The organism is Bradyrhizobium sp. CCBAU 11357 (assembly GCF_028128865.1).
In the GTDB taxonomy this organism is placed as follows: Bacteria; Pseudomonadota; Alphaproteobacteria; order Rhizobiales; family Xanthobacteraceae; genus Bradyrhizobium.
Map to the genome: position 1 here is coordinate 90,109 of NZ_LBJW01000105.1, position 23,894 is coordinate 114,002.

The following is a 23,894-nucleotide window of genomic DNA, read 5'->3' on the forward strand; positions in this document are numbered from 1 at the left end:
GGGATGTTGAGTTACCTCGCAAGACGGCTGGCCATGACGATCCCGACGCTGCTGCTGGTCGCCGTCGCGGTCTTCGCGCTGGTCCGGCTCATTCCCGGTGATCCCGTTCAGGTGATGCTGGGCGATGCCGCCGATCCCGCGCAGGCGGCGCAGCTCCGCGCCGAGCTGGGGCTCGACCAGCCGATCCCGGTTCAGTTCATGCACTGGATCGCCAGGCTTGCGTCCGGCGATTTCGGCCACTCCATCACCAACAACCTGGCGGTGTTGCCGCTGATCCTCGATCGCTTCCAGGTCAGTGCCGTCATCGTGCTGGTGGCGGTCGCGGCGGCTGCCTGCATCGCCGTTCCGGCCGGCCTCGTCGCCGCCTGGAAGCAGAACAGCCTGCTCGATCTCTCCGTGGTCGGCGGCGCCACGCTGCTGCTGTCGATCCCGAGCTTCTGGCTCGGCCTGCTGCTGCTGCTGCTGTTCGGCCTCAAGCTGAAATGGCTGCCGGTGATCGGCTATGTGCCGTTCGCGGAGAATTTCTGGCAGGCGGCGACCTTCATCGTGCTGCCGATTGCGACGCTGACCATGGTGGAGATCGGCGTGCTCACGCGCATGGCGCGCGCCGCCTCGATCGAGGTGCTCAGGCTCGAATATGTCACCCACGCACGCGCAAAGGGCGTGCCGGAATGGCGCGTCCTTGCCCGCCACGTGCTGCCCAATGCGTTTGCGCCGACCTGGACCCTGATCGGCCTCGTGCTCGGACATTTGCTGGGCGGCATCGCCGTGATCGAGACAGTGTTCACGCTGCCGGGTCTCGGCCGGCTCCTGGTCGATTCCATCTTCGCCCGCGACTATCCCGTGGTGCAGGGCTGCCTCCTGTTCACGGCGGTGATCTATGTCGTGGTCAATCTGGTGGTCGATCTCTGCTATCCGCTGTTCGATCCGAGGGTGACGGTGGCATGAGGATGCGCGCCAACACCGCGATCGGCGGTAGCTTGATCGCGCTCCTGCTCGGTGCGGCGCTCACGGCTGCATTCTGGACGCCGTTCGACCCGCTCCGCATCAATCTGCGCGCGCGCCTGCAGGCGCCGTCGTCACTGCATTGGTTCGGGACGGACGAGTTCGGCCGCGACGTGCTCAGTCGCATCATGGTCGGGGCCGGCGCGAGTGTCGTGATTGCCCTGATCACGGTGCTGCTTGCGGTGACCGCCGGCATGGTGATCGGCTGTGCGGCCGGTTACATCCGCGGCTGGGTCGATCGCATCATCATGGCGGTCAACGACGCGCTTCTGGCGTTCCCCGGCATATTGCTGGCACTGGCGGTGATGATCGTGGTCGGCGCCAACAAGGCCGGGCTGATCCTGGCGCTTGGGCTCGCCTACATCCCCTCGGTGGTCCGCGTCGTGCGCGGCACCGTGCTGTCGATCCGCGAGAAAGAATATGTCGAGGCCTCGCGCGTCATCGGCAATTCTGAAGCCTATTCGATGTTTCGCCACGTGATGCCGAACGCGATCGCGCCGGTTGCGGTGCTCGCGACCAGCATGTTCGGCTGGGTGCTGCTCGCCGAGAGCGCGCTGAGCTTTCTCGGTCTCGGCGTTCCGCCGCCGGCGCCGACCTGGGGCAACATGCTGGCAGCGAGCCGTCCGTTTATGGAGACCGCGGCCTGGCTCTCGATCGCGCCGGGCCTCTGCATTGCGCTGACGCTGCTCGGCATCAACCTGCTTGGCGATTCTCTTCGTGATCGCCTCGACCCCAGGATGGCGCACGGATGACGCTGCTGTCGGTCGAGAATCTGCGCATTGAGGCCTCCGCGAGCAAGGGGGCGATCGTCGAGGATTTGTCCTTTGCCGTCGAGCGTGGCGAGTTCCTCGCCGTCGTCGGCGAATCCGGCAGCGGCAAGACGGCGGCGGCGCGCGCCGTGCTCGGCCTGTTGCCGCCAGGGCTGTGCACGGCCGGCGGCCGCATCGTGCTCGACGGCATCGACCTTGCGAATGTCTCTGCGCGCCAGATGCGGACGCTGCGCGGCCCTGTTGTCGGCATGGTGTTCCAGGAGCCGATGGTCTCGCTCAATCCCGCCATCAGCGTCGGCGCGCAGATGGCCGAAGGCCTCGGCCTGCACGAGCGGCTCAGCCGGCGAGAGATCAAGCAGCGCTGTATTGATATGCTCGAGCGGGTCCAGATCCGCGATCCCGAGCGGACCTTCGATGCCTATCCGCACGAATTCTCGGGCGGCATGCGCCAGCGCATCATGCTGGCATCGGTGATGCTGCTGAAACCGAAGCTGCTGATTGCGGACGAGCCGACCACGGCGCTTGATACATTGACGCAGCGCGAGGTGCTCGACCTCATGGTCGGGCTGGCCCGCGACCACGGCACCTCGGTGATGCTGATCACCCACAATCTCGGCCTGGTCTCGCGCTATGCGCAGCGCGCGCTGGTGCTGCGTCAGGGCAGGATAGTCGAAACAGGCACGACGCGGCAGATCCTGTTCTCGCCGCGCGAAGCTTATACCAAGCGTCTGGTCGAGGCCCTGCCGCGCCGCGGCGCCGCGACCAAGGCGCGGCAGGCAGGCGAGCCTCTCGTCAGCGTGCGCGGGCTCAAGGTCGGCTTTGCCGGGCGGCAGCGGTTGTTCCGCCGCGATAACGGCGTCTCCGCCGTCAATGGCGTCGATCTCGACATCGCCATGGGCGAGACCGTCGCCGTCGTCGGCGGCAGCGGTTCGGGCAAGACCACGCTCGGCCGCGCCATGCTGCGGCTGATCCCGACCTCCGGCGGTGAGATCAGGTTCCGGGGCAGGGACGTGACCGCGACCGTCGATCGCGATTTCCGCCTGGCTTCGCAGCTCGTGTTCCAGGATCCTTATTCCTCGCTCGATCCACGCATGCGCGTCGGCGAGATCGTCGCCGAACCGTTGCGCCACGTGCCGAAATTGACGTCGGCTGAACGCGACAGGCGCGTCGAGACGATGCTGGAGGAGGTCGGGCTTGCCGGTTTGGCTGCGCGCTGGCCGCACGAACTGTCCGGCGGTCAGCGGCAGCGCATTGCGATTGCGCGCGCCATCGTGCGCGAACCGGCCTTCGTCGTGGCCGACGAGCCGGTATCGGCGCTCGACATGACCATCCAGGCGCAGGTGCTGAAACTGTTCGAGCGGCTGCAGGCGCAATACGGTTTTGCCTGCCTGTTCATTAGCCATGATCTCGCCGCGGTCGAGCAGGTCGCCGACCGCGTCGTGGTGATGCAGGGCGGCAAGATCGTCGAGCAGGGCTCGCGCGACGACGTGTTCGATCGCCCCCGGCATGACTACACCAAGGCGCTGCTCGCGGCAGCGCCCGTCCTGGATTTCGCCGGGGCGACGGCAGAGCGCGCCTCGGGCTGAACGGGATCTTGCGTATGAAACGGTTTGTCGTTGCGTTGTGTCTGGTCCTTGCGTCGCTGTCCGCGGCCCGCGCCGAGAGCGTCCTGCGCAGCATGGTCACCACCGACATCCGTGGCCTGATGCCCGGCAACAGCCCTGACGACAACACCGGCCTCGTGCTGCAGCAGATCTATGAAGGCCTCGTGGCCTGGCGTGCCGACGGCACTGTCGCCCCGATGCTGGCCAGGACGATCGAGACGTCGGTGGACGGGCGCACCTACACCTTTACCCTGCGCGAGGGCCTGACGTTCCACAACGGTGCGCCGCTGACCTCGCGCGAGGTGGCGTGGACCTGGGAGCGCTTCCTCGATCCGAAATCCGCCTGGCCGTGCCGGACCAATTTCGACGGCACGCGCAAGATCAAGATTGTCGAGATCACGGCCCCGTCGCCGGAGCAGGTCGTCTTCCGCCTGGCCGAGCCGAGCGGCGCGTTCCTGAGCACGATGGCGCGCGCCGATTGCGACAGCACCGGCATCGCGCATCCGGACTCGGTCGGCGCCGATGGTGCCTGGCAGAAGGCGATCGGCACCGGCCCGTTCAAGCTCACCGAATGGCGCCGCGGCCAGTTCATCGAGCTCATCCGCAACGAAAGCTATGGGGCGCGGAGCGAGCCGGCCGACGGGATCGCCGGCGCCAAGCTGCCCAAGGTCGATCGCGTCAAGCTGTCGATTGTGCCCGATCCGGCGGCGGCGAAGGCCGCGATCCAGTCGGGCAATCTCGATCTTTGGCCGTCTGCCGACCCGAAATTCGCAGGCGAGCTGAAGTCGGCGGGCCTCGTGATCGCCTCGGCTCCGGTCGCTTCGCTGAATGCGATCGTGATGCAGACGAATGATCCGGTGCTCAAAGACAAACGCATCCGCGAGGCGATCGCGGCCTCGCTGGATTACGCCAGCATGAGCGACAGCCTGACTGATGGTTACGCCAAGCCAAGCACCTCGCTCGTGCCGCTGTCGAGCCGTTACTTCGGCGCGGTGGAGCAGGCCGGCCAAAGCCTCGACATTGGGCGCGCGAAGAAGCTGCTGGCCGAGGCGGGCTACAAGGGCGAGCCGATCAGGATCACCACCAATTCACGGTTTCCGGTGATGAACGACGTCGCCGTTCTGGTGCAGGCGATGGCGCAGCAGGCGGGCCTCAATCTCACCGTCGAGGTCGTCGAGTTCGCGGCCCAGCTCAGCCGCTACAACAAGGGTGACTATCAGCTCATGGTCTGGAACTACACGCCCTATCTGGATCCTGCGTTCGGCCTCGACCGCTTCATCGGCGACAAGGCCGTGCAGCCGGATCGGGTCTGGGGCAATCGCGATGCGATCGAGCTGCTTGCCAAGCTGATGGAGACGCCCGCGCCGGAAGCGCGCCAGCCGCTGTTCGATGCGCTTCACAAGCTGTTCGTCGATGATACGCCGATGATCGTGTGGAGCTCCGGCGTCAACGTCTCAGCGGTATCGCCCAAAGTGCGCGGCTATGCGCCGTGGGCCGGCCGCAAGCCCCGCTTCTGGAATGTCGAGGTTGTCAGATGACCTCCCTTGCCCGGCGCAGGCAACATCCCTGGCCGGACGGCGCGCGCTGCGTCGTCGGGCTCACGCTCGATTTCGACGGCACCTCGCTCGAACGCGGCCGCCGCCAGCTGCCGTTCGGGGCGCGCTCCCACGGCCGCTATTCCGCCAAATGCGGCATCCCGCGCTTTGTCGACATGTTCACGCGTCACAACGTGCCCTGGACGTTCTACGTCTCCGGCTATGATGCCGAGGAGAGCCCCGACCTCGTCCGTGACATCTCCCGCTCCGGCATCGAGATCGGCTCGCACGGCTATTTTCACGAAGGCGTCGATCCCGGCGATGCCGAGCCGGAGCTGCTGGAACGGACGCACCGGCTGCTCACGGAAATTACCGGCATCGCGCCGCGGGGATGGCGCTCGCCGTCCGGCCACAAGACGGCGCGCACGCTGCGCAAGCTCCGCGAGCTCGGCTATGTCTACGATTCCAGCGACAAGGATTTCGACCTGCCCTATCTCGCGCGCTACGACGGCGAGGAGCACAGCGACTATGTCTGCCTGCCCAACAACACGTCGAGCCTGGACGATTTTCCGTTCTACCGCGTCAGCTACACGCCGCCGTCGGAGGTGCTGACGCATTGGGAGCAGGAGTTTGATGCGATCTATGCCGAGGGCGGCTACTACAACCTGACCTTTCACCCGCGCGTCGGCTACGGGTCAGGCTCGCCCGCACGCGTCGCGGCGGTCGAGGGGTTGATCAAATATGCCAAGCGCCATGAGGGTGTGCGCTTCGTCGGCATGCTCGAGCTGGCGGAATGGTGCCTGAAGCGTCCGACCGACTGGCGGCGCGACTGGAGCGGACAATGAGCAGACCAGCCGTTCCGGTCATCGTGACCGTCAACCTCCAGGGCAAGACGGTGGAGCTGACCCAGCTAGGCGAGGATGCCCTGTTTGGCCGTGCCTCCTACGGAAAATACGCCTATGCAGTCGGCTGCGAACGACTGTTCGGGCTGCTCGACCGCCACGGCATCAGATCCACCGTGTTCGTGCCAGGTGCGGAGGCGGAGGCCAATCCGACCTACATCGCCGCGCTCGCCGGCCGCGGTCATGAGATCGCCGCGCACGGCTGGGCGATGGAAGAGATGGACGCGGCCGGCATCGACGAGCGCGCGCTGCTGGAGCGCACGCATCGGGCGCTGTCGCGGATCGTCGGCCGCGCGCCGCGCGGCTTCCGGGCCCCTCATGGCCGGCTCACCGAACGCACGCTCGAGCACCTCGCCGATCTCGGCTATCGCTACGATTCGAGCTTCCAGGACGACGACCATCCGTACCGGCTCGATGCCGATGGCGGCTTCGGTATGGTCGAGGTGCCGCATGCCGAGATCCTGATCGACGCGACGCTCTACGGCCAGCGCCAGACCCATGATCGTGTCATGAAGATGTGGCGCGAGGAGATCGAGGCGATGCATCGCGAGCGTTGCCTGATCACGCTGACGCTGCACCCGCGCAGCGATTACGGCAGCGCGCGGGCGAGCCGGATCGCAGCGCTGGACAGGCTCTTGTCGTGGCTACGAGATCTACCCGGTATCTCGTTTCTGACCTGCGAGGAGATGGCGGGTCAGTACGATTTGAAATCGTAGAGCAGAGGCTTGCAGCATCGCTCTCACGAGATCCGGGCAATCCGGGGAAATGGGACCCGTCACGAAGGCGCGGCTTACGGCTGCGCATCGCGCGGCCTTCGTTTCCGTGGCCGACCGGAACGATGCAGGCCCCGCACGTCCTGCTGTTGAAAAAGCTCCCCGCATAGATCACGCAACCATTGGCTCGCTGGGTCGTGATGGAAGCGGGCGTGCCAATATTGCTTGACCGTAAAGCCGGCGATCGCCAGCGGGCAATCGAGCACGCGCAGTCCGTAATAGTGAGCCAACGTTTCGCCGATGTGCCTTGGCAGGGTGGCGATCAGGTCGGTCGTTCCGACGATTGCGGGTAACCCCAGAAAGCCGGGGAGCTCCAGCGCAACATCGAGGATCATCTGCTGCTGCTTTAGCGCGTCCGCGAGCAATTGATGTCCGGTGCCGGAGCGAATGAGGACGTGCGCCTCACGCCTGAAATCCTTCATCGTGATGCGGTCGCGGATCCGGGCATGTCCTGCGTTTGCCAGGCAGACCCAATCCTGCGGAAACAGTGCTTGTTGGAAGTGTCCGGCGTCGAGATCCGAGATGTAACCGAGCGCCAGATCGGCCTCGCCGGACTGCAGCATTCGTGGCGTTTCGCTGCCGATCTGCGCTGCCTCGATGCGGATACCCGGCGCGGCGCGGCGAACGTGGGCGAGTATGGCGGGAAGCAGCGTGATGTGGCTCGCATCCGTCATGCAGATGACGAAGCGGCGCTTTGCAGTCGCCGGATCGAACTGAGGGCGAAGCTCCGCCAGACGCCGCAGCATCTCCAACGCCTGTCTGGCCGTGCCGATGAGAGCCTCCGCGCGCGGCGTCGGCAGCATTCCCTCCGCAGACCGGATGAAGAGCGGATCGTCCAATTCTTTCCGCAGGCGCGCGAGCCAGATCGAAATGGTCGGCTGACTTTGACCGAGCTTCTCGGCTGCTTTGGTGACGCTGCCGGTGGTGAACAGGGCGTCAAACAGCCTGAGCAGGCGCGGCTCCAAAAGGTTTGCCTCGGAGAGGTCCAGGTGCTTCATTGCGTTTCGCAATAATGGTTATAAGGATCATAGCATATCCAAATATCAAGCGGCTTGCTAGCACGCTTCCAACGCCAAAATGGGCGAGGGAGAAGCGTTCGGATGAGGATCTGCTTTATCGGAGCGGGAGCCCTGGGCTCGACCATCGGTGGCGCGCTGGCGCGCGGTGGTGCCGAAGTTTGGCTGATCGATCCGTTTCAGGCCCATGTCGACGCGATCAACGCCAGCGGTCTGCGGATGCTCGAAGGTGACGCCGAGACCGTCGTGAAGGTCTCTGCCTGTACCTCGGCGACTCAGGTCGGCATCGTGGCGGACCTCGTCGTCGTCCTCGTCAAATCCTACCACACGCGGGATGCGATCCGGTCGGCCGCACCGATCATCGGGCCGCAGACGGTTGTGATGTCGCTCCAAAACGGTCTTGGCCACGAGGACATCCTTTCGGAGGAAGTCGGTCGTGACCGCGTGATGGCAGGCAAGACCTATGTTGGCGGCGTGCTGCTCGGCCCCGGTCATGTTCGCTCCGGGGTCGTCGGTAAGGAAACCATCATCGGCGAGCTTGATGGACGCTTGACGGAACGTGCACAGCGGATTTCCGAGACCTTCAATCGTGCCGGCATTCTCACGCTGCTCAGCGACAACATCATGGGCACGATGTGGGACAAGTTGTTCATCAACGTCGCCGGAGGAGGAATCACCGCCGTGACCGGGCTGACCTATGGCGGTCTCTATTCGCTGCCGCTTCTGGAAGATTGCGCGCTGGCTGCAATCTCGGAGGGTATCGCGGTCGCGCAGGCTGCCGGCGTGAAGATCTCGATTGCCGATCCGCGCCGTGCCTGGACGATGGCGTCCGCTGGACTGCCGCCCGAATTCAAGACGTCGATGTTGCAGAGCTTGCAGTCCGGCAATCTGACCGAGGTCGACTACATCCACGGCTCGGTCGTGCGCTGGGGCGCCAAGCTCAACGTGCCGACCCCCGTCAATTCCACCCTCGTCGCATTGGTCAAGGGGCTTGAATACGCCCGCAGCGATTATCCAGGAAAGGCCTGAGACGATGTCGCTACCGCGGGCCTATGTCGAACATGTCGCGATCCGCGTGCCGGACGTTGATCGTCACGTCGACTTCTTTCGTGAGGTGCTTGGTCTCACGATCCGAGACGAGCAACCCGCCGATGGTGCCCGGCCGCGTCAGGTCTGGGTGCTCGGAAGCGTGCAGCTCATCGAAGAGCCCAATTTCGTCGGACCGGAGGGGCGTCTCGCCCATCTCGGTATCATGGTCGACGATTACGAAGGTGTACTCGCCCGTGCTGCCGCGTGGGGCGCCAAGGCGTTGCCTGCCGGGCCAAACTGGCTCGAGCTGCCGGGCGGCCTGAACGTCGAGATCTTGCAAGCCAGCGCAGGCGCCGTGGAAGCGGCCCTTGCGATCAATCCACGAGCCTAAGGAAGACACGATATGACCGTCGAGCGCTATTGGGACGATGCCAAGGTCGGTGACGAATGCGTCACACCCTCGGTGACGGTCACCGAGGCGATGGTGAATGCCTATGCCGAGCTGACGGGTGATTTCACGCCGGTCCACGTCGACGAGGAATACGCCAGGACCACACCATTCGGTACGCGCGTCGCGCACGGGCTGTTTGGTCTGTCGCTGGCCGACGGTTTGAAGACCCGTGCCGACTACCGCTTTCTTCCGGGAATGTCGCTGGGCTGGACATGGGATTTCAAGCTGCCGATCAAGCTCGGCGACACCGTCCACGTCAAGTTTCGCGTCGGTTCAATGCGAACAACTAAGCGCGAAGGGTGGGGCATCGTGGTGCTTCCCTCGGAGTTGATCAATCAGCGCGGCGAAGTGGTGCAGCTCGGTGAGCATCGGCTGATGATTCCGATGCGTTCTAAGGCCCAGGCCGCAGGAGAGCAGGCATGACCGCGCAAGATCTGCCCCTCAAAGGCATTCGCGTCATCGACTACAGCCATTTCCTGGCAGGCCCGTTCATGGGCCGCTGCCTCGCCGCGATGGGCGCGGAAGTGATCAAGGTGGAGCGTCCGAAGGCAGGCGATGCGGGCCGCGCCCACGGCTATTTCAAGGACGGACAATCCGGCTACTTCCTGCAGCAGAACATGGGGAAGCAGGGATTGTGCATCGACCTGCGCGACAAGCGCGGTCTCGACATGATGATGAAGCTCATCGACACGGCAGATGTGTTCATCGAGAATTACCGCCCCGGCGCACTCGAGCGCCTCGGGCTCGGTTACAAGGCGCTGTCGGCGCGGAATCCCGAACTGATCTACTGCTCGGTTTCCGCCTATGGCCACACCGGTCCCTATGCCGACCGTCCGGGCTTCGGCCTGATCGCGGAGGCGATGTCGGGCGCTTTGGCACAACTGGGCAATCCCGGCGAAGCGCCGCCGCTGCTGCGGATGCCGCTGGCCGACATGTATACCGGTATTCACGGCGTGGCTGCCATCAATGCCGCGCTGGTTGGCCGCGTGTCGTCCGGACGCGGCCAGCATATCGATCTCGCACTGTACGACTGCATGGTCTCGATGCACGACTATGCGGTTCAGCGTTACTTCCTCTCGGGCGGTGCCGACCTGCCGAAGCAGACCGGCAGCGGACAGCCGGACTCGACCGTCTACGGCGTCTTTCCGGCCAGGGACGGCAATCTCGTCATCGCCGCGCAAGTCGACGATGCGTGGCGACGCTTGGCGACTCTGATTGGGGGAAGCAGCTTGTCATCCGACCAACGCTTCACCACGCCCGCGGCGCGGAACGCCCATTATGCCGAAGCGATGGACATCGTGCGCAATTGGACGCTGTCACAGCCGTCCCGGGATGCCTGCCTCGCGGCCCTCGACGAAGCAGGTGTGCCGTCGGCTCCCGTGCAGACGATCGAAGAGGTGGTGAAGGATCCGCAGATCCACGCGCGCGGCATGCTGGTCGAGCAGGAGCATCCTGTCCTCGGCAAGGTGACGTTGCCGAACCTGCCGTTCCGGTTCTCCGATTGCGACACCACGGTGCGCACGCCGGCACCACTGCTCGGCCAGGACAATCGTCGCATTGCAGAGTCGCTGGGTTTGTCGGCCGAGCTCGTCGAGGCGATGGTGCGCGACGGTGTTCTCTACAACGAAGCCGCGGTGCAGGAGTGAGCCATGAGCGATCGTTATGCGGTGATCGGCAATCCGATCGGCTTCAGCAAATCACCCCTCATCCATGGCACGTTCGCCAAAATGACGGGACAGGACCTCGTCTATGAGGCGATCGAGGCACCACTCGATGGCTTCAACGAACGGGTTGATCAATTCCGGACAGAGGGCGCCAAGGGGCTGAACATCACCGCTCCGTTCAAACTCGATGCCTTCGAATACGCCAACGAGCTCTCGGAAAGCGCCGAGCGAGCTGGCGCCGCAAACTGCCTGAAGTTCGTCGGTGATCGGATCATTGCCGAGAATTTCGACGGGATCGGCCTCGTGCGTGATATCACTGTCAATCTCGGTCTCGAACTCGCCGGCCGCCGCGTCCTGATGCTCGGCGCCGGAGGAGCGGCGCGCGGCGCGTTGCTGCCGTTCCTGCGCCAGGAGCCGTCCGAGCTGGTTCTGGTCAACCGAACGCTGTCGAAAGCGGTGGCATTGGCCGAAGAGTTTGCCGGCTGTGGTCCCCTGATCGTCAGCGGCTATGCCGAACTGGCCGACCTTGCCGAAGGCTATGACGTCGTCGTCAACGCGACGTCGGCCAGCCTGCGCGGTGAAATGCCGCCGCTTCCAGGCAACGTCTTCCGCGGTGCGGAGCTGGCGTACGAACTCGCCTATGGCAAAGGACTGACTCCGTTTCTGCAAGCGGCCCGCGCCGAAGGTGTCGCCAGGCTGGCCGACGGCGTCGGCATGCTGGTGGAGCAGGCGGCCGAAGCTTTTGCCTGGTGGCGCGGCGTCAGGCCGAGCACGGCTCAGGTCATCGCCGAACTGACCGTCCCCCTGAGCTGACCGGCGATGCCGAACATGCATCCGAAATCCAGCTTCCTCGTCGGCCTGATCGGCAGCGGCATCGCGGCGTCCCGCACCCCGCCGATGCACGAAGCGGCCGCTGATGCCGCGGGCATCCGCTATCTCTACAAGAAGATCGATCTGACGGAGCTGAAACTCGGTGCAGAAGCGCTGCCGGAACTGCTCACGGCGGCAAAGCGGATGGGCTTTGACGGGCTGAACGTGACCCATCCCTGCAAGCAGGCGATTCTCCCGCTCCTGGACGAGCTTTCGCCGGACGCGGAGGCCCTTGGTGCCGTGAACACCGTGGTCATCAGGGACGGTCGAATGAGCGGCCACAACACCGACTGGTTCGGCTTCGCCGAGAACTTTCGCCGCAACATGCAAGGTGCGCCGCTCGGCCGCGTTGTCCAATTCGGCGCCGGCGGCGCGGGCGCGGCGGTCGCTTTCGCGCTGATGAAGCTCGGCGTGCGGGAATTGACCATTGTCGACGTCGACGTGGCCAAGGCGCAGAGCCTGGTCGACGGCTTGTCCCCGCGATTTGCAGAAGGGCGCTTGAAGGTCGGCCAGGATATCGCGGCCGCCGTTGCTGCCGCAGACGGAATTGTCAACGCGACGCCGATCGGCATGGACAAATATCCGGGCACGCCGCTGCCGACTTCCCTGCTGCGTCCCGATCTATGGGTCGCCGAGATCGTCTATTTCCCGCTGGAAACCGCATTGCTGCGCGCGGCGCGCGCCTTCGGCTGCCGCACCGTCGACGGCGGTGGCATGGCGATCTTCCAGGGCACCGAAGCATTCCGCCTGTTCACGGGCATCTCACCTGATCCGGACGTCTTTTTCGCGACCTTTGCATCCCTGGGAGGGTGACACCCGGCCGATGGGCGAGCGGCACGGACAACGCCCGAGAGGAAACGCAAGATGGGCTATACGCTCGATTTCTCGGTGGTTTGGCATGCCATGCCCGCGCTGCTGTGGGGGTGCGTGGGTACGCTGGGCCTGGCGCTTGCCGGCATGACGCTCGCGATGTTGATTGGTGTCGCCGGCGTCGCGGCACGCGATTCGAAGTCGCCCTGGTTGCGTGCTCTCGTGATCGGCTTCGTCGAGATCGTGCGCAATACGCCGTTCCTGGTGCAGATCTTCTTTCTGTTCTTCGCCCTGCCGTTCGTCGGATTGAAGCTCAATCCGACGGTCACCGCCATCATCGCTCTCGGTGTCAATGGCGGCGCCTATGCCATCGAGATCATCCGCGGCGGGGTGCAATCCATCCATAAGGGACAGGTCGAAGCCGGCTACGCGCTCGGACTGCACAAAGGGCAGGTGTTCCGGTTCATCGTGCTCAAGCCCGCGCTGCGCGCGATCTACCCCTCGCTGACGGGCCAGTTCATCATGCTGACGCTGACCTCGTCGATCTGTTCGGCGGTATCGGCCTACGAATTGACGTCGGTTGCGCAGCGCATCGAAAGCGACACGTTCCGCAGCTTCGAGGTCTACTTCTCCGTCACCTTCCTCTACCTCGCGATCTCCTGGCTGTTGATGCTGGGCTTTGCGATCATCTCTCACCGCTTCTTCTCATATCCGACACGCTGAGGGAGGCGATCATGACACCGCATTTTGGTCTTCCCGAGTTCGGCTTCCTGCTGCGTGGTCTGCAATGGACCGTGCTGCTGACGCTGGTCGCGTTCGTGGGCGGCTGCACGGCGGGGCTCGCTATCGCTTTGCTGCGCACCTGCGGCCACAGGGGCGTGGAGTGGATTACCCGCATCTATATCGGGATATTCCAGGGCACGCCGCTGCTGCTGCAGCTCTTCGTCGTGTATTACGGATTGGCGCTGACCGGCTTGAAGCTCGACGCGTTCGTCGCGGTGGCGATCGGTTTTACCGTAAATGCCTCCGCCTTCCTCGGCGAGATCTGGCGCGGAGCGATCCAGGCCGTGCCGCGTGGCCAGACCGAGGCAGCGATGGCGCTTGGTCTGCACTATTCGTCGCGCATGCGCGACATCGTGCTGCCGCAGGCGATCCGCATCTCGCTGCCGGCGACCATCGGCTATCTCGTGCAGCTCATCAAGGGCACCTCGCTCGCTGCCATCGTCGGCTTCATCGAACTCGCTCGCGCCGGCCAAATCGTATCGAACCAGACCTTCCAGCCGTTGCTCGTCTTCGGAGTGGTCGGCGCAATGTATTTCATCCTCTGCTGGCCACTCTCGTGGTGGGGCAGCCGGATGGAAGCCAGGCTCGCCCTGGCCAGTCAAAGGTAGGAATGGCGCACCTGCTCAATCAATACAGCCATTACAAGGAGGAGGAGTTTCATGTTGTTTTCACTCAATCGTCGCCAGCTCGGCGTTGCGCTTTTGACTCTGGGGGCCATCGCTGTCGCAGGCGAATCGCAGGCGGGCACTCTGGAAGACGTGAAGAAGAAGGGCGTCGTCGTCATCGGCATTCAGGGCGATAATCCTCCGTGGGGCTATGTCGATAGCTCGGGAAAGCAGGATGGCATCGATGCCGACATGGGGCGTGCCTTCGCTGAATATCTCGGCGTGAAGGCCGAGTTCGTCCCTCTGGCGGTGGCCAATCGTATTCCGGCGCTGACCACGGGCCGCGTCGACATCCTCTTCGCAACCATGGCCATGCTGCCCGAGCGCGCGAAGGCGGTGCAGTATTCCAAGCCCTACGTCGCCAACGAGATCACGCTGGTTGCCGCCCAGGCAACGCCGATCAATAGCAATGCCGACATGAGGAAATTCGTCATCGGCGTTCCCAGGTCCTCCACGCAGGATACTCAGGTGACCAACAATGCCCCGTCCGGGACCGAGATCCGTAGGTTCGACGATGACGCGGCTACGATCCAGGCGCTGCTCTCCGGGCAGGTCCAGGCGGTCGGCGCGAACCTGTTTTATCCCCAGCGCCTCAACGCCGCAAAGCCGGAACTCGGCTTCGAGCCCAAGCTTCACTTCACCGCGCTTTACAACGGCGCTTGCACGCGCCTGGGCGACAAGGAATGGAACGAGACGGCCAACAAGTTCATCGACCAGATCAAGTCGAACGGCAAGTTGGCCGCTTTCTACGCCAAATGGATGAAGGTCCCGGTCCCTGTCTTCCCGGACTCTGTACCCGGCGTTCCCTTCACCGTCCAGTAAGCCACTGCGAGCGGCCGACGCGATGCGCGTTGGCCGCCGCCCAACGGCGGAGACCAGCATGCAGGGCCAGATCCTGATCGAAATGAAGGGCGTGCAGAAGTGGTACGGCGGATACCAAGCTCTCCGCAACGTCGATCTCACCGTGCGCAGAGGTGAAAAGATCGTGCTTTGCGGCCCGTCCGGCTCGGGCAAATCGACGCTGATCCGCTGCATCAACCGCCTGGAGCCGATCCAGCAGGGCAGTATCGTGGTGAACGGCCATCGGCTGGACGACAGCATCAAGGCCATCGATGTCGTACGTCAGGATGTCGGCATGGTCTTTCAGAGCTTCAACCTTTTTCCGCATATGACGGTGTTGCAGAACTGTATGCTCGCGCCCATCCGCGCGCGCCGGATCAGCAAGACCGAGGCGGAGGCGACCGCGCGAAAATACCTCGAGCGCGTCCGCATCGGTGACCAGGCCGAGAAGTATCCGGCTCAGCTTTCCGGCGGTCAGCAACAGCGCGTCGCGATCGCGCGCGCGCTCTGCATGCAGCCGAAGGTGATGCTGTTTGACGAGCCGACCTCGGCGCTCGACCCTGAGATGGTCAAGGAGGTGCTCGATACGATGATAGGCCTCGCCAATGATGGCATGACCATGATCTGCGTCACCCACGAGATGGGCTTCGCCCGCCAGGTTGCCGATCGCGTCATCTTCATGGCTGAAGGCCAGATCATCGAAGAAGGCGCGCCCGACGCCTTCTTCCGCAATCCTCAGCATGCCCGCACCAAGCAGTTCCTCGGCGAGATCCTTGCCCATCATTGAACGGAGTTATCTCATGAGTCGTCTTGTCTACGTCCTGAACGGGCCAAATCTCAATTTGCTTGGCAAGCGCCAGCCCCATATCTACGGCTACGAGACGCTTGCGGACGTGGAGCGGGATTGTCGAGCGTTGGCCGGGGAGCTTGGCCTGGAGATTCGCTTCCATCAATCCAACAGGGAGTACGAGCTGATCGACTGGATCCACGAGGCGCGCGAGACGGCTGCCGGTATCGTAATGAATCCGGCGGCGTTCACCCATACGTCGGTCGCCATCCTGGATGCCTTGAATACGTTCGAGGGGACGGTGATCGAGGTGCATATCTCCAACGTGCACAAGCGCGAGGAATTCCGCCACCACTCGTTCGTCTCTAAACGAGCTGATGGGGTCATCGCAGGGTTCGGCACTCAGGGTTATCTGCTTGGCTTGCGTCGTGTGGCCAAGCTGCTTGATGAGAAGAAGGGGTAGCATCGGATGGCGGCGCGCGTCCGCCTGACGGTGATGGGGGCATCAACGGGCCGTGCGACCGGCGCCGGAAATCAATTCGTTTATGTCGAGGATTGAGCGCAGATCTGGCTAAGCCGAGGGACGTGCAGGTGCAGATTGTGGCAGCCGACGACGGCAGACGCGGTGCGCGGCTCAGTCCCAAAAGGGATGCAGCTTTTGTGGCATCGGGTTAGGGACGCGCGCGCGGTCGCGGACCGTGGCGGCGGCGGAACCGGGCCTGCCCAGGCGGCAGGCTCAAACAACAGGAACACTTTCGGCGGCGCTCCGTTAGCGCAGCAAACGCCGGGAGTTGTCCATGATCGATTATCCAAAGCCGCCTTATCCTGCGCAGCAGCAGCCGATGCCGGGCTCGACGCGGGCGATGCAGCCGCGCCCGGATCACGGCGAAGAGAGTTACAAGGGCGCCGGCCGTCTTGCTGGAAAGAAGGCCATCATCACGGGCGGCGACAGCGGCATCGGCCGCGCGGTGGCGATCGCCTATGCGCGTGAAGGCGCGGACATCGTCATCTCCTATTTGAACGAGGACGAGGATGCGGCCGAGGTCAAGGCGCTGGTGGAGCGGGAGGGACACAAGGCCGTCCTGATCCCGGGCGATATCAGCAATCCCGAGCATTGCCGCGCCATCGTGCGTCGCACCGTCCAAGAGCTCGGCGGCATCGACATCCTCGTCAACAACGCCGCCCATCAGGCGACGTTCAAGGACATCGCGGATATCAGCGACGAGGAATGGCGGCGGACGTTCGAGACCAACATCCACGCCATGTTCTATCTGGCCAAGGCTGCCGTCCCCCACATGCGGCCGGGATCCGCGATCATCAACACGGCCTCGGTGAATTCCGACATGCCGAACCCGAGCCTTTTGGCTTATGCCACGACGAAGGGTGCCATCCAGAATTTCACCGGCGGGCTCGCGCAGATGCTGGCTGAGAAGGGTATCCGGGTCAATGCGGTGGCGCCGGGGCCGATCTGGACGCCGCTGATTCCCTCGACCATGTCGGAGGAAAGGGTCAAGAACTTCGGCAAGCAGGTGCCGATGCAGCGCGCCGGCCAGCCGGCCGAGCTCGCGACGGCCTATGTCATGCTGGCCGATCCGCTTTCGAGCTACACGTCGGGGGCGACGTTGGCCGTCACCGGTGGCAAGCCGTTCATCTGACCCGACGTATCTGTTCGCAGCGGAGATCAGGATGGCCGCGCCGCGGGCGCCGCCATCGTCTTGCTCAGTCTGCCTCGATCACGCGGCGTTGGACGCCTTGGCGTTGACGCCTTTGCGCAGGGCCACCGTGTTGAGCTTGGTGTTGGCGGCCTTCTCTTCGTTCAGATTGGTGGTGAGGAAGCGCACGATGTCGTCGTGGCCGAGCTCTTCCGCCCAGGCGATCAGCGTGCCGTACCGGCACATTTCATAGTGCTCCACCGCCTGTGCGTTGGCGACGATCGCAGCGTCCAGCACGGCCTTGTCCTCGATCTCCCCGGCGGTCTCGTCGGCTTCCTTGATCAGGCCGTCGATGGCCGGACAATGCATGCCGCTCGGCTCCTTGCCAAGCTTGGCGAAGACCTTGTCGAGGCGCTCGACCTGCTTGTTGGTCTCTTCCAGATGCGCCTTCAGCCCGGCGACGAGATCCCTGTTGGTCGCCTTGTCGATCATCTTCGGCAGCGCTTTCAGGATCTGCTGTTCTGCGTAATAGATGTCCTGGAGCCCGTGCAGCAGCAGGTCTTCCATCGATTTGATGTCCTTGGTGAAGAATCCCATAAAAGACGTCTCCTTTTCACAATGATGGCAGTGGAACGCGGCGCGGCCGCCGCTGTTCCATTCCCGTGTGCAGATCGGGAGAGCCGAATGAGCGATGGAGTGGATCATTTTGCGGACCTGCTCGGGCGTGCGGCGATGGACGTGTGGGGCGACATGCCTCGCGACATCCAGGAAGCACTGTTCGAGACCGCGATGAAGGGCCGCGACACCGAGCGCGAGGAGCTCGCGCGATTGCTGCACGAGCGGCATCCGCGCACGCTGCATCCAGCCCCGCCAGGCTGACGCAGCGGGCCTGGAACCAACGTGCGATCTCCTGATTGGTGAATCGGGTGGCGCGCCACACGGGCTCCAATGAGGACCGCGCGGGGCGCATCGCCCGAGCCTGTCAATCTGTGAGTCGACCGTCGTGACTGAGATGAATATCGGCAAATGGTACGACCCGATTTCGGAGCGGTGGATCGTGCCTCGCCAACCCCCCACTATCGCCGCGCTTGATCGGTCGAGCGCGGAGAACGTGCCGGAGGCGAACAAGAGAGAAGAGACGCAGCGGATCTGGAATCTGCTGGTCGATTGCTGCGCACGCGGATGATGCAGCGTCGGCGCCATAACGCGCTCGATGACACTCGGGAGTGTCAACAGCCCTGAGGCTGGCTTTGCGCGGGGCAGGTCAGCGTTCCCGTCAACCCTGATCTCGACGACGTCCGGAGCGGATCGGTATATTACCACCCTTTGCCGACGCCGCCGGAACGAGGATCAGAGATGGACGATACGATTGGCTTCCCCGACCCCGGTCTTGACCTGTCGGACGGCTTCAAGCCGCACACCTCGCATTGGGGCGTGTTCTCCGCGCGCCAAGGCGCGGCCGGGCTGGAGGTCAGGGCCTATGCGGGCGATCCCGATCCGAACGGCATCATCGACAATTTTCCCGGCGCGCTCCGCCACCAGGCGCGCATCGCCCAGCCGGCCATCCGCCGCGGCTGGCTCGAGCGCGGGCCGGGCCCCGACAATCGCCGCGGCCGCGACGAATTCGTCTCCGTCAGCTGGGAAAAGGCGCTCGATCTCCTCGGCGACGAGCTCGGCCGCATCCGCGACACGCGTGGGCCCGGCGCCGTGTTCGGCGGCTCCTATGGCTGGTCGAGTGCCGGGCGCTTCCATCATGCCCAGAGCCAGGTGCATCGCTTCCTCAATATCGCGATGGGCGGCTATGTGCGCTCGGTCAACACCTATTCGTCCGGTGCGTCCTCGGTGCTGCTGCCGCAGATCCTGGCCGGCTACGAGGACATCACCAAGCGCAACGTTACCTGGGAGCAGATTGCGACCGAGACGGACATCGTGCTGGCGTTCGGCGGCATGGCGCTGAAGAACTCCATGGTGGCCGGCGGCTCGATCAGCAAGCATGTCGAGCGCGGCGCCATGGCGGCGGCGCGGGCGCGCGGCTGCGAGTTCATCCTGGTCAGCCCGCTTCGCGACGATCTGCCGGTCGAAGCCGGCGCCGAATGGATGGCTTGTGTGCCCGGCACCGACACCGCGTTGATGCTCGGCATCGTCCATACGCTGGTCGGTGAGAACCTGCACGACCAGGCCTTCCTCGATCGCTACACCGAGGGCTGGCCAATCTTCCTGCGCTATCTCAACGGTGAGAGCGACGGGCAAGCCAAGCACGCCGAATGGGCCGCCGCGATCTGCGGCGTCCAGGCGGATGCGATCCGCAAGCTGGCGCGGCGTCTTGCCGGAAAGCGCGCGCTCGTCACCGTCTCCCATTCGCTGCAGCGCGCCGAGCATGGCGAGCAGCCGGTGTGGATGGGCATGGTGCTGGCGGCGGCCCTCGGCCAGATCGGCCTTCCCGGTGGCGGCTATGCCTATTCGCTGGGGGCGATCGGCTATTACGGCCGCCGCGTCAACGACGTGCCGGGGCCGACGCTGGGGCAGGGCCGCAACGGCGTTGCTGATTTCATCCCGGTGGCGCGCATCGCCGATATGCTGCTCAATCCCGGCGGCACGTATCGCTACAACGGCGAGACGCGCACCTATCCGGACATTCGTCTGGTCTACTGGGCGGGCGGCAATCCGTTCCATCACCATCAGGACATCAACCGCCTGCGCAAGGCGTTCGCGAAGGTGGACACGCTGGTCGTGCACGAGCTCGCCTGGACCGCCACCGCCCGCCACGCCGACATCGTGCTGCCCGCGACGATGACGCTGGAGCGCGAGGACATCGGCTATTCCACCAACGATCCGCTCATGGTCGCCATGCACCGGATCGCCGAGCCGTTCGGGCTGGCGCGCGACGACTACGACATCTTTGCCGATCTCGCCGAACGCCTCGGTGCGCGTGAGCCCTTCACCGAGGGACGCACGTCGCGGCAGTGGCTGGAGCATCTCTACGAGCCGACGCGCGCTTCGCTGGCGAAGCGCGGCCTGGAGGCACCTGACTTCGACGCGTTCTGGGCGCGCGGCAGCCTGGTCGTGCCGCAGCAGCCCGACGACGGCGGCCGGCTGCGCCGCTTCCGCGAGGACCCCGTCAATCACGCCTTGCCGACGCCGAGCGGACGGATCGAGATCTTCTCGGCCAAGATCGCAGCGCACGGCGATGCGGATTGTCCGGGCCATCCGGTCTGGCTCGACAAGACCGATATTCCCAAGCCGGGAGCGCCGTGCTTCCTCGTCGCCAACCAGCCGGTGACGCGCCTGCACAGCCAGCTCGATTTCGGCGGGCATTCGCTCTCCGCAAAGCATCGCGGCCGCGAGGTCGCGCGCATGAACCCGGTCGACGCGCAAGCGCGCGGCATCAAGGACGGCGACATCATCCGCCTGTTCAACAAGCGCGGCGCGTGCCTCGCCGCGGTCCACGTCACCGACGGCATCGCGCCCGGCGTGGTTCAGCTTCCGACCGGCGCGTGGTATGATCCGATGGATCCCGAAGACGAGGCGCCGCTCTGCGTTCACGGCAATCCGAACGTGCTGACCCGCGACGTCGGCACCTCGTCCCTGGCGCAGGGCTGCACCGGCCAGCTGACGACCGTCGAGGTGGAGAAGTTCACCGGCAATCTGCCGCCGATCCGGGCGTTCGATCCGGTGTAGACAAGCAAGGAGAGCTGAGATGATCCGCAAGGCAACAGCAGTCTGGAAGGGCACTGGTCGCGATGGCGCAGGCCATCTGTCGAGCGAATCCGGCGTGCTTGCCGCGACGCCCTATTCGTTCAAGACCCGCTTCGAGAACGAGAAGGGCACCAATCCCGAAGAGTTGATCGCCGCAGCCCATGCCGGCTGTTTCACCATGGCGCTTGCCTTCGGCCTCCAGATGGCGGGTTTCACGCCGGACGAGCTCTCGACCGAAGCCGCCGTCACGCTCGAGCCCGAAGGCAAGGGTTTCAAAATCAGCAAATCCGCGCTGACCCTGCGGGCGAAAGTGCCTGGTCTCGACGATGCCGGCTTCGCCCGGTTCGCCGGCGAGGCCGAGAAGAACTGCCCGGTGTCCAAGGTGCTCAACGCCGCCATCACGCTCGACGCCAAGCTGGTCTAGGGCAAGCGTTTGCTTCCGGTCCGTCCGGTCCAGGCACCGGATGGACCCGCGTCAATGCGTGGCTTTCGGCCGGGTGGCCGAAAGCCTATATGATGCACGAGCCGTTTGGCGATCATTGGGAGCACATCACATGACGACGGAACGCGCAGTTTTGGCCGGAGGCTGCTTCTGGGGCATGCAGGATCTGATCCGCAAGCAGCCGGGCGTGATCTCCACCCGCGTCGGTTACACCGGCGGGCACGTCAAGAACGCCACCTACCGCAATCATGATGGCCATGCCGAAGCGATCGAGATCGTGTTCGACCCAGCCAGGACCAGCTTCCGGACCATGCTGGAGTTCTTCTTCCAGATCCATGATCCGACCACGCTCAACCGTCAGGGCAACGATATCGGCACGAGCTATCGCTCGGCGATCTTCTACACCAGCGAGGAGCAGAAGCGGATTGCCGAAGACACCATTGCCGACGTCGAGGCGTCCGGCCTGTGGCCCGGCAAGGTGGTGACCGAGGTCGCGCCCGCCCGCGAGTTCTGGGAAGCCGAGCCCGAGCATCAGGATTATCTCGAACATTATCCTGACGGCTACACCTGCCACTTCATCCGGCCCGGCTGGAAACTGCCGCGTCGCGCTGCGGCGGTCGGAGGCTAAGGCCCGGTCGGGCGCTGCTCCGCGGTGACGATCTGCGCCGTCAACGTGACGAGACCCATCAAGGCGGCGAGCAGCCAAAATGCCATCGGCAGTCCGCCGAGCTGTGCGACGAAGCCGACGCCGGCAGGGCCGAGCAGGACGCCTGCGTAGCCTGCCGTCGTGATCGCCGCGACCGCAAGTCCCGTGGGCATCACCTTTTGCTGCGCCGCCCGGCGGAACAGCACAGGCACGAGGTTCGAGGCGCCGAGCCCGATCAGCAGGAATCCGCCGATGGCGACCGCTGCCACGGGGGCGGTGAGCAGCACCACGAAGCCGGCGATCGCAATGAGGCTGCCCCACAGCAATGTCGTGCGGTCTCCGATGCGCGCAACGACCGCGTCGCCGCCGAGCCGGCCGACCGTCATCGCGATCGAGAACACGATGTAGCCGATGCCGCCTTGCGCCTCGCTGACGAGCCCGGCGCCGATCACGAGCAGCGCGCCCCAATCGAGCATCGCGCCTTCGACCAGGAAGGTGATGGCGCCGAGCAGCGCCAGCAGCAGCACCGATCCGTGCGGCAGCACGAACAACGGGCCCTCCTGCACCTGCACCGAGCGAAGCAGTCGCGGCCAGGTCACCAGCATCGCGATCAGCATCAGCACGGAGCAGATCAGGGTGCAGGCGAGCGCGCCGAGCTGCAGCGAGAGCAACGCCGTCATCAGCGCGGATCCGGCGAATCCGCCGATGCTGAACAGGGCGTGGAACCCGGACATCAGCGGGCGTCCCGCGGCGCGCTCCACCTCCACGGCGTGGATGTTCATGGCAACGTCGATCGAGCCGAGCGCAGCGCCGAACGCAATCAGCGCCAGCGCCAGCGACAGCGGTGAGCTTGCGATCGCGAGCAGCGGCAGCACCAGCGTCAGACCAAGCCCGCCCGCGACGATGACCGGCCTGCTGCCGTAGCGCGCGCTGAGAATGCCTGTGAGCAGCATCGCGACGACCGAGCCGATGCCGAGGCTGAGCAGGAGCAGCCCGAGGACCCCGTCGTCGACGGCGAGCCGCGCCTTCGCGAACGGCACCAGCGGTGCCCAGCACGCGATGCCGAAGCCCGCGACGAGGAAGGCAAGCCGGGTGGCAAGGCGGGTCGCCGGCCGATCGGCAGAAGACATGGGAACTCCGGGGAAGTACAGGCGGGGGTGGAGGAGAAAGCGAAGAAATGCCGCAGCTTTGTGTCGGCACCGCGTTCAGATTGTCGCAGCTCGTGCCAGCTGCGAGCAACTTGTCGCGATTGCAGGTGGCCGGTTGCCCGGATGGAGCGGGTAGCTTAATCCGGGGCCGCTCGCCCGGCATCGTGCACTTTCCCGGATTACGCTCGCGCTCCATCTGGGCTACGGGAGTGGGGTGTTTCGCCGGGCTGTCAACCCGCTCGTGCAAAAACATTCCGCTTTACCGAAATTCGGAAATGTCGTATGTCTCGCCCATCCCGGCTCATCTCGAGGGGCGATCATGCGGTCGTCATTGTCGCGAGCCGGGCTTGCGGTGGACGCGGCAGCGTCGTGTACGAGATGCCAAGGGCAGGGCGGATTGCTCTCCGTGAGCCCGATGCTTCGTGCGGACGAGCGGCGCTGTCAGGTTCGTCGCGCCGGCATGTCGATGGCAACGTGCACAACGCCGTCGGACCCTGCGGCGCCAACGAACCGCGCGTACGGCAAAACCGTGTGGTCCTGGCCGTCGTTGCTACGGTCAAGCTCTGGCGAATGCGGTGATCGCGTCAACCGGCGCGGTACCGGTGACTTTCGCGGGAGTGAGGGAGGCCGGAAGGAACTCGGCTCCCGGGAGAGCGCGGCATAAGCCGTCCGACCATCGCGCAGGGAAGGCCGTGTGTTGGGCTTCACCTGTATGCTGCTGTGCGGTCTTTTTGCGCTACATCTTCGCGCAGCGGACCGCGGGTGCCGCCGGCACCCGGCCTTCCCTGCGCCCTCTTGCATATGAG

26 protein-coding genes are annotated in these 23,894 nt (G+C 64.7%); 23 read left to right on the forward strand and 3 right to left on the reverse strand.

Annotation, left to right across the window (positions count from 1 at the left end; genetic code table 11):
* Positions 1–3: 3 nt before the first annotated feature.
* The 6 genes from XI05_RS23345 to XI05_RS23370 are packed head-to-tail and all read left to right on the forward strand — an operon-like array spanning position 4 to position 6,532.
* A complete protein-coding gene (locus XI05_RS23345) occupies positions 4–948 on the forward strand; it encodes an ABC transporter permease (RefSeq protein ID WP_271506080.1) in 945 nt (314 codons plus the stop codon).
* Complete coding sequence (locus XI05_RS23350; protein WP_271506084.1) at positions 945–1,757, forward strand: ABC transporter permease; 813 nt, start codon at positions 945–947, stop codon at positions 1,755–1,757. Before XI05_RS23345 ends, XI05_RS23350 begins: the two co-directional genes overlap by 4 nt.
* A complete protein-coding gene (locus XI05_RS23355) occupies positions 1,754–3,361 on the forward strand; it encodes an ABC transporter ATP-binding protein (protein ID WP_271506087.1) in 1,608 nt (535 codons plus the stop codon). Before XI05_RS23350 ends, XI05_RS23355 begins: the two co-directional genes overlap by 4 nt.
* A gap of 14 nt (positions 3,362–3,375) precedes the next feature.
* Positions 3,376–4,917, forward strand: coding sequence for an ABC transporter substrate-binding protein (locus tag XI05_RS23360; RefSeq protein ID WP_271506089.1), 1,542 nt, complete (start codon positions 3,376–3,378; stop codon positions 4,915–4,917).
* A complete protein-coding gene (locus XI05_RS23365) occupies positions 4,914–5,759 on the forward strand; it encodes a polysaccharide deacetylase family protein (RefSeq protein WP_271506092.1) in 846 nt (281 codons plus the stop codon). Before XI05_RS23360 ends, XI05_RS23365 begins: the two co-directional genes overlap by 4 nt.
* Complete coding sequence (locus tag XI05_RS23370; RefSeq protein ID WP_271506095.1) at positions 5,756–6,532, forward strand: polysaccharide deacetylase family protein; 777 nt, start codon at positions 5,756–5,758, stop codon at positions 6,530–6,532. The genes XI05_RS23365 and XI05_RS23370 overlap by 4 nt, the downstream gene beginning before the upstream one ends.
* 74 nt (positions 6,533–6,606) lie before the next feature.
* Here the strand turns inward: XI05_RS23370 and XI05_RS23375 are convergent, their stop codons facing one another.
* Positions 6,607–7,587 carry a LysR family transcriptional regulator gene (locus XI05_RS23375; RefSeq protein WP_271506098.1) on the reverse strand — a complete coding sequence of 327 codons (981 nt, stop codon included), beginning with the start codon at positions 7,585–7,587 and terminating at the stop codon, positions 6,607–6,609.
* A 102-nt stretch (positions 7,588–7,689) separates the two neighbouring features.
* Here XI05_RS23375 and XI05_RS23380 point away from each other — a divergent pair, with 102 nt between their 5' ends.
* The 12 genes from XI05_RS23380 (at position 7,690) to XI05_RS23435 (ending at position 17,159) form a co-directional block, all read left to right on the forward strand.
* On the forward strand, positions 7,690–8,634 hold the full coding sequence (locus XI05_RS23380; RefSeq protein WP_271506100.1) for a ketopantoate reductase family protein: 945 nt from the start codon (positions 7,690–7,692) through the stop codon (positions 8,632–8,634).
* Positions 8,635–8,638: 4 nt separating this feature from the next.
* A complete protein-coding gene (locus XI05_RS23385; RefSeq protein ID WP_271506102.1) occupies positions 8,639–9,025 on the forward strand; it encodes a VOC family protein in 387 nt (128 codons plus the stop codon).
* A gap of 12 nt (positions 9,026–9,037) precedes the next feature.
* A complete protein-coding gene (locus XI05_RS23390) occupies positions 9,038–9,508 on the forward strand; it encodes a MaoC family dehydratase (RefSeq protein WP_271506104.1) in 471 nt (156 codons plus the stop codon).
* The gene (locus XI05_RS23395) at positions 9,505–10,731 is read left to right on the forward strand and encodes a CaiB/BaiF CoA transferase family protein (protein ID WP_271506106.1); all 1,227 of its coding nucleotides are present in this window, start codon (positions 9,505–9,507) and stop codon (positions 10,729–10,731) included. The genes XI05_RS23390 and XI05_RS23395 overlap by 4 nt, the downstream gene beginning before the upstream one ends.
* Before the next feature lie 3 nt (positions 10,732–10,734).
* Complete coding sequence (gene aroE, locus XI05_RS23400) at positions 10,735–11,562, forward strand: shikimate dehydrogenase (RefSeq protein ID WP_271506108.1); 828 nt, start codon at positions 10,735–10,737, stop codon at positions 11,560–11,562.
* Positions 11,563–11,577: 15 nt separating this feature from the next.
* Complete coding sequence (locus tag XI05_RS23405) at positions 11,578–12,432, forward strand: shikimate dehydrogenase (RefSeq protein WP_271506110.1); 855 nt, start codon at positions 11,578–11,580, stop codon at positions 12,430–12,432.
* A 51-nt stretch (positions 12,433–12,483) separates the two neighbouring features.
* Positions 12,484–13,152, forward strand: coding sequence for an amino acid ABC transporter permease (locus XI05_RS23410; RefSeq protein ID WP_271506112.1), 669 nt, complete (start codon positions 12,484–12,486; stop codon positions 13,150–13,152).
* Between the two features lie 11 nt (positions 13,153–13,163).
* Positions 13,164–13,820, forward strand: coding sequence for an amino acid ABC transporter permease (locus XI05_RS23415; RefSeq protein WP_271506113.1), 657 nt, complete (start codon positions 13,164–13,166; stop codon positions 13,818–13,820).
* A 51-nt stretch (positions 13,821–13,871) separates the two neighbouring features.
* Positions 13,872–14,699: a transporter substrate-binding domain-containing protein gene (locus tag XI05_RS23420; protein ID WP_271506116.1), complete on the forward strand. Its 828-nt coding sequence runs from the start codon at positions 13,872–13,874 to the stop codon at positions 14,697–14,699.
* Positions 14,700–14,757: 58 nt separating this feature from the next.
* Positions 14,758–15,504, forward strand: coding sequence for an amino acid ABC transporter ATP-binding protein (locus tag XI05_RS23425; RefSeq protein WP_271506119.1), 747 nt, complete (start codon positions 14,758–14,760; stop codon positions 15,502–15,504).
* 13 nt (positions 15,505–15,517) lie between these two features.
* On the forward strand, positions 15,518–15,967 hold the full coding sequence (gene aroQ / locus XI05_RS23430) for a type II 3-dehydroquinate dehydratase (RefSeq protein ID WP_271506122.1): 450 nt from the start codon (positions 15,518–15,520) through the stop codon (positions 15,965–15,967).
* A 334-nt stretch (positions 15,968–16,301) separates the two neighbouring features.
* Positions 16,302–17,159, forward strand: a complete 858-nt coding sequence (locus tag XI05_RS23435) for an SDR family oxidoreductase (protein WP_271506125.1) — start codon at positions 16,302–16,304, stop codon at positions 17,157–17,159.
* A 78-nt stretch (positions 17,160–17,237) separates the two neighbouring features.
* On the opposite strand, the gene XI05_RS23440 is transcribed toward XI05_RS23435, so the two are convergent.
* On the reverse strand, positions 17,238–17,753 hold the full coding sequence (locus XI05_RS23440; protein WP_212255231.1) for a YciE/YciF ferroxidase family protein: 516 nt from the start codon (positions 17,751–17,753) through the stop codon (positions 17,238–17,240).
* An 87-nt stretch (positions 17,754–17,840) separates the two neighbouring features.
* Between XI05_RS23440 and XI05_RS23445 the strand changes: the two genes are divergently transcribed.
* The 5 genes from XI05_RS23445 (at position 17,841) to msrA (ending at position 21,922) form a co-directional block, all read left to right on the forward strand.
* On the forward strand, positions 17,841–18,035 hold the full coding sequence (locus XI05_RS23445; RefSeq protein ID WP_271506128.1) for a hypothetical protein: 195 nt from the start codon (positions 17,841–17,843) through the stop codon (positions 18,033–18,035).
* 124 nt (positions 18,036–18,159) lie between these two features.
* Complete coding sequence (locus XI05_RS23450; protein ID WP_212255547.1) at positions 18,160–18,342, forward strand: hypothetical protein; 183 nt, start codon at positions 18,160–18,162, stop codon at positions 18,340–18,342.
* A gap of 170 nt (positions 18,343–18,512) precedes the next feature.
* On the forward strand, positions 18,513–20,834 hold the full coding sequence (locus XI05_RS23455) for a molybdopterin guanine dinucleotide-containing S/N-oxide reductase (RefSeq protein WP_271506131.1): 2,322 nt from the start codon (positions 18,513–18,515) through the stop codon (positions 20,832–20,834).
* 19 nt (positions 20,835–20,853) lie between these two features.
* On the forward strand, positions 20,854–21,276 hold the full coding sequence (locus tag XI05_RS23460; RefSeq protein WP_271506134.1) for an OsmC family protein: 423 nt from the start codon (positions 20,854–20,856) through the stop codon (positions 21,274–21,276).
* A 130-nt stretch (positions 21,277–21,406) separates the two neighbouring features.
* Positions 21,407–21,922, forward strand: coding sequence for a peptide-methionine (S)-S-oxide reductase MsrA (gene msrA, locus XI05_RS23465; RefSeq protein WP_271506137.1), 516 nt, complete (start codon positions 21,407–21,409; stop codon positions 21,920–21,922).
* Here the strand turns inward: msrA and XI05_RS23470 are convergent.
* On the reverse strand, positions 21,919–23,070 hold the full coding sequence (locus tag XI05_RS23470) for an MFS transporter (RefSeq protein WP_271506140.1): 1,152 nt from the start codon (positions 23,068–23,070) through the stop codon (positions 21,919–21,921). The two genes, msrA and XI05_RS23470, sit on opposite strands and share 4 nt — an antisense overlap.
* Positions 23,071–23,894 lie beyond the last annotated feature (824 nt).

What these genes read in the sequence shown, in the direction of transcription:
- XI05_RS23345 (WP_271506080.1), top strand. Translation starts at nt 4, where the DNA reads ATGTTGAGTTACCTCGCAAGACGGCTGGCCATGACGATCCCGACGCTG.
- XI05_RS23350 (WP_271506084.1), top strand. Translation starts at nt 945, where the DNA reads ATGAGGATGCGCGCCAACACCGCGATCGGCGGTAGCTTGATCGCGCTC.
- XI05_RS23355 (WP_271506087.1), top strand. Translation starts at nt 1,754, where the DNA reads ATGACGCTGCTGTCGGTCGAGAATCTGCGCATTGAGGCCTCCGCGAGC.
- XI05_RS23360 (WP_271506089.1), top strand. Translation starts at nt 3,376, where the DNA reads ATGAAACGGTTTGTCGTTGCGTTGTGTCTGGTCCTTGCGTCGCTGTCC.
- XI05_RS23365 (WP_271506092.1), top strand. Translation starts at nt 4,914, where the DNA reads ATGACCTCCCTTGCCCGGCGCAGGCAACATCCCTGGCCGGACGGCGCG.
- XI05_RS23370 (WP_271506095.1), top strand. Translation starts at nt 5,756, where the DNA reads ATGAGCAGACCAGCCGTTCCGGTCATCGTGACCGTCAACCTCCAGGGC.
- XI05_RS23375 (WP_271506098.1), bottom strand. Translation starts at nt 7,587, where the DNA reads ATGAAGCACCTGGACCTCTCCGAGGCAAACCTTTTGGAGCCGCGCCTG.
- XI05_RS23380 (WP_271506100.1), top strand. Translation starts at nt 7,690, where the DNA reads ATGAGGATCTGCTTTATCGGAGCGGGAGCCCTGGGCTCGACCATCGGT.
- XI05_RS23385 (WP_271506102.1), top strand. Translation starts at nt 8,639, where the DNA reads ATGTCGCTACCGCGGGCCTATGTCGAACATGTCGCGATCCGCGTGCCG.
- XI05_RS23390 (WP_271506104.1), top strand. Translation starts at nt 9,038, where the DNA reads ATGACCGTCGAGCGCTATTGGGACGATGCCAAGGTCGGTGACGAATGC.
- XI05_RS23395 (WP_271506106.1), top strand. Translation starts at nt 9,505, where the DNA reads ATGACCGCGCAAGATCTGCCCCTCAAAGGCATTCGCGTCATCGACTAC.
- aroE (WP_271506108.1), top strand. Translation starts at nt 10,735, where the DNA reads ATGAGCGATCGTTATGCGGTGATCGGCAATCCGATCGGCTTCAGCAAA.
- XI05_RS23405 (WP_271506110.1), top strand. Translation starts at nt 11,578, where the DNA reads ATGCATCCGAAATCCAGCTTCCTCGTCGGCCTGATCGGCAGCGGCATC.
- XI05_RS23410 (WP_271506112.1), top strand. Translation starts at nt 12,484, where the DNA reads ATGGGCTATACGCTCGATTTCTCGGTGGTTTGGCATGCCATGCCCGCG.
- XI05_RS23415 (WP_271506113.1), top strand. Translation starts at nt 13,164, where the DNA reads ATGACACCGCATTTTGGTCTTCCCGAGTTCGGCTTCCTGCTGCGTGGT.
- XI05_RS23420 (WP_271506116.1), top strand. Translation starts at nt 13,872, where the DNA reads ATGTTGTTTTCACTCAATCGTCGCCAGCTCGGCGTTGCGCTTTTGACT.
- XI05_RS23425 (WP_271506119.1), top strand. Translation starts at nt 14,758, where the DNA reads ATGCAGGGCCAGATCCTGATCGAAATGAAGGGCGTGCAGAAGTGGTAC.
- aroQ (WP_271506122.1), top strand. Translation starts at nt 15,518, where the DNA reads ATGAGTCGTCTTGTCTACGTCCTGAACGGGCCAAATCTCAATTTGCTT.
- XI05_RS23435 (WP_271506125.1), top strand. Translation starts at nt 16,302, where the DNA reads ATGATCGATTATCCAAAGCCGCCTTATCCTGCGCAGCAGCAGCCGATG.
- XI05_RS23440 (WP_212255231.1), bottom strand. Translation starts at nt 17,753, where the DNA reads ATGGGATTCTTCACCAAGGACATCAAATCGATGGAAGACCTGCTGCTG.
- XI05_RS23445 (WP_271506128.1), top strand. Translation starts at nt 17,841, where the DNA reads ATGAGCGATGGAGTGGATCATTTTGCGGACCTGCTCGGGCGTGCGGCG.
- XI05_RS23455 (WP_271506131.1), top strand. Translation starts at nt 18,513, where the DNA reads ATGGACGATACGATTGGCTTCCCCGACCCCGGTCTTGACCTGTCGGAC.
- XI05_RS23460 (WP_271506134.1), top strand. Translation starts at nt 20,854, where the DNA reads ATGATCCGCAAGGCAACAGCAGTCTGGAAGGGCACTGGTCGCGATGGC.
- msrA (WP_271506137.1), top strand. Translation starts at nt 21,407, where the DNA reads ATGACGACGGAACGCGCAGTTTTGGCCGGAGGCTGCTTCTGGGGCATG.
- XI05_RS23470 (WP_271506140.1), bottom strand. Translation starts at nt 23,070, where the DNA reads ATGTCTTCTGCCGATCGGCCGGCGACCCGCCTTGCCACCCGGCTTGCC.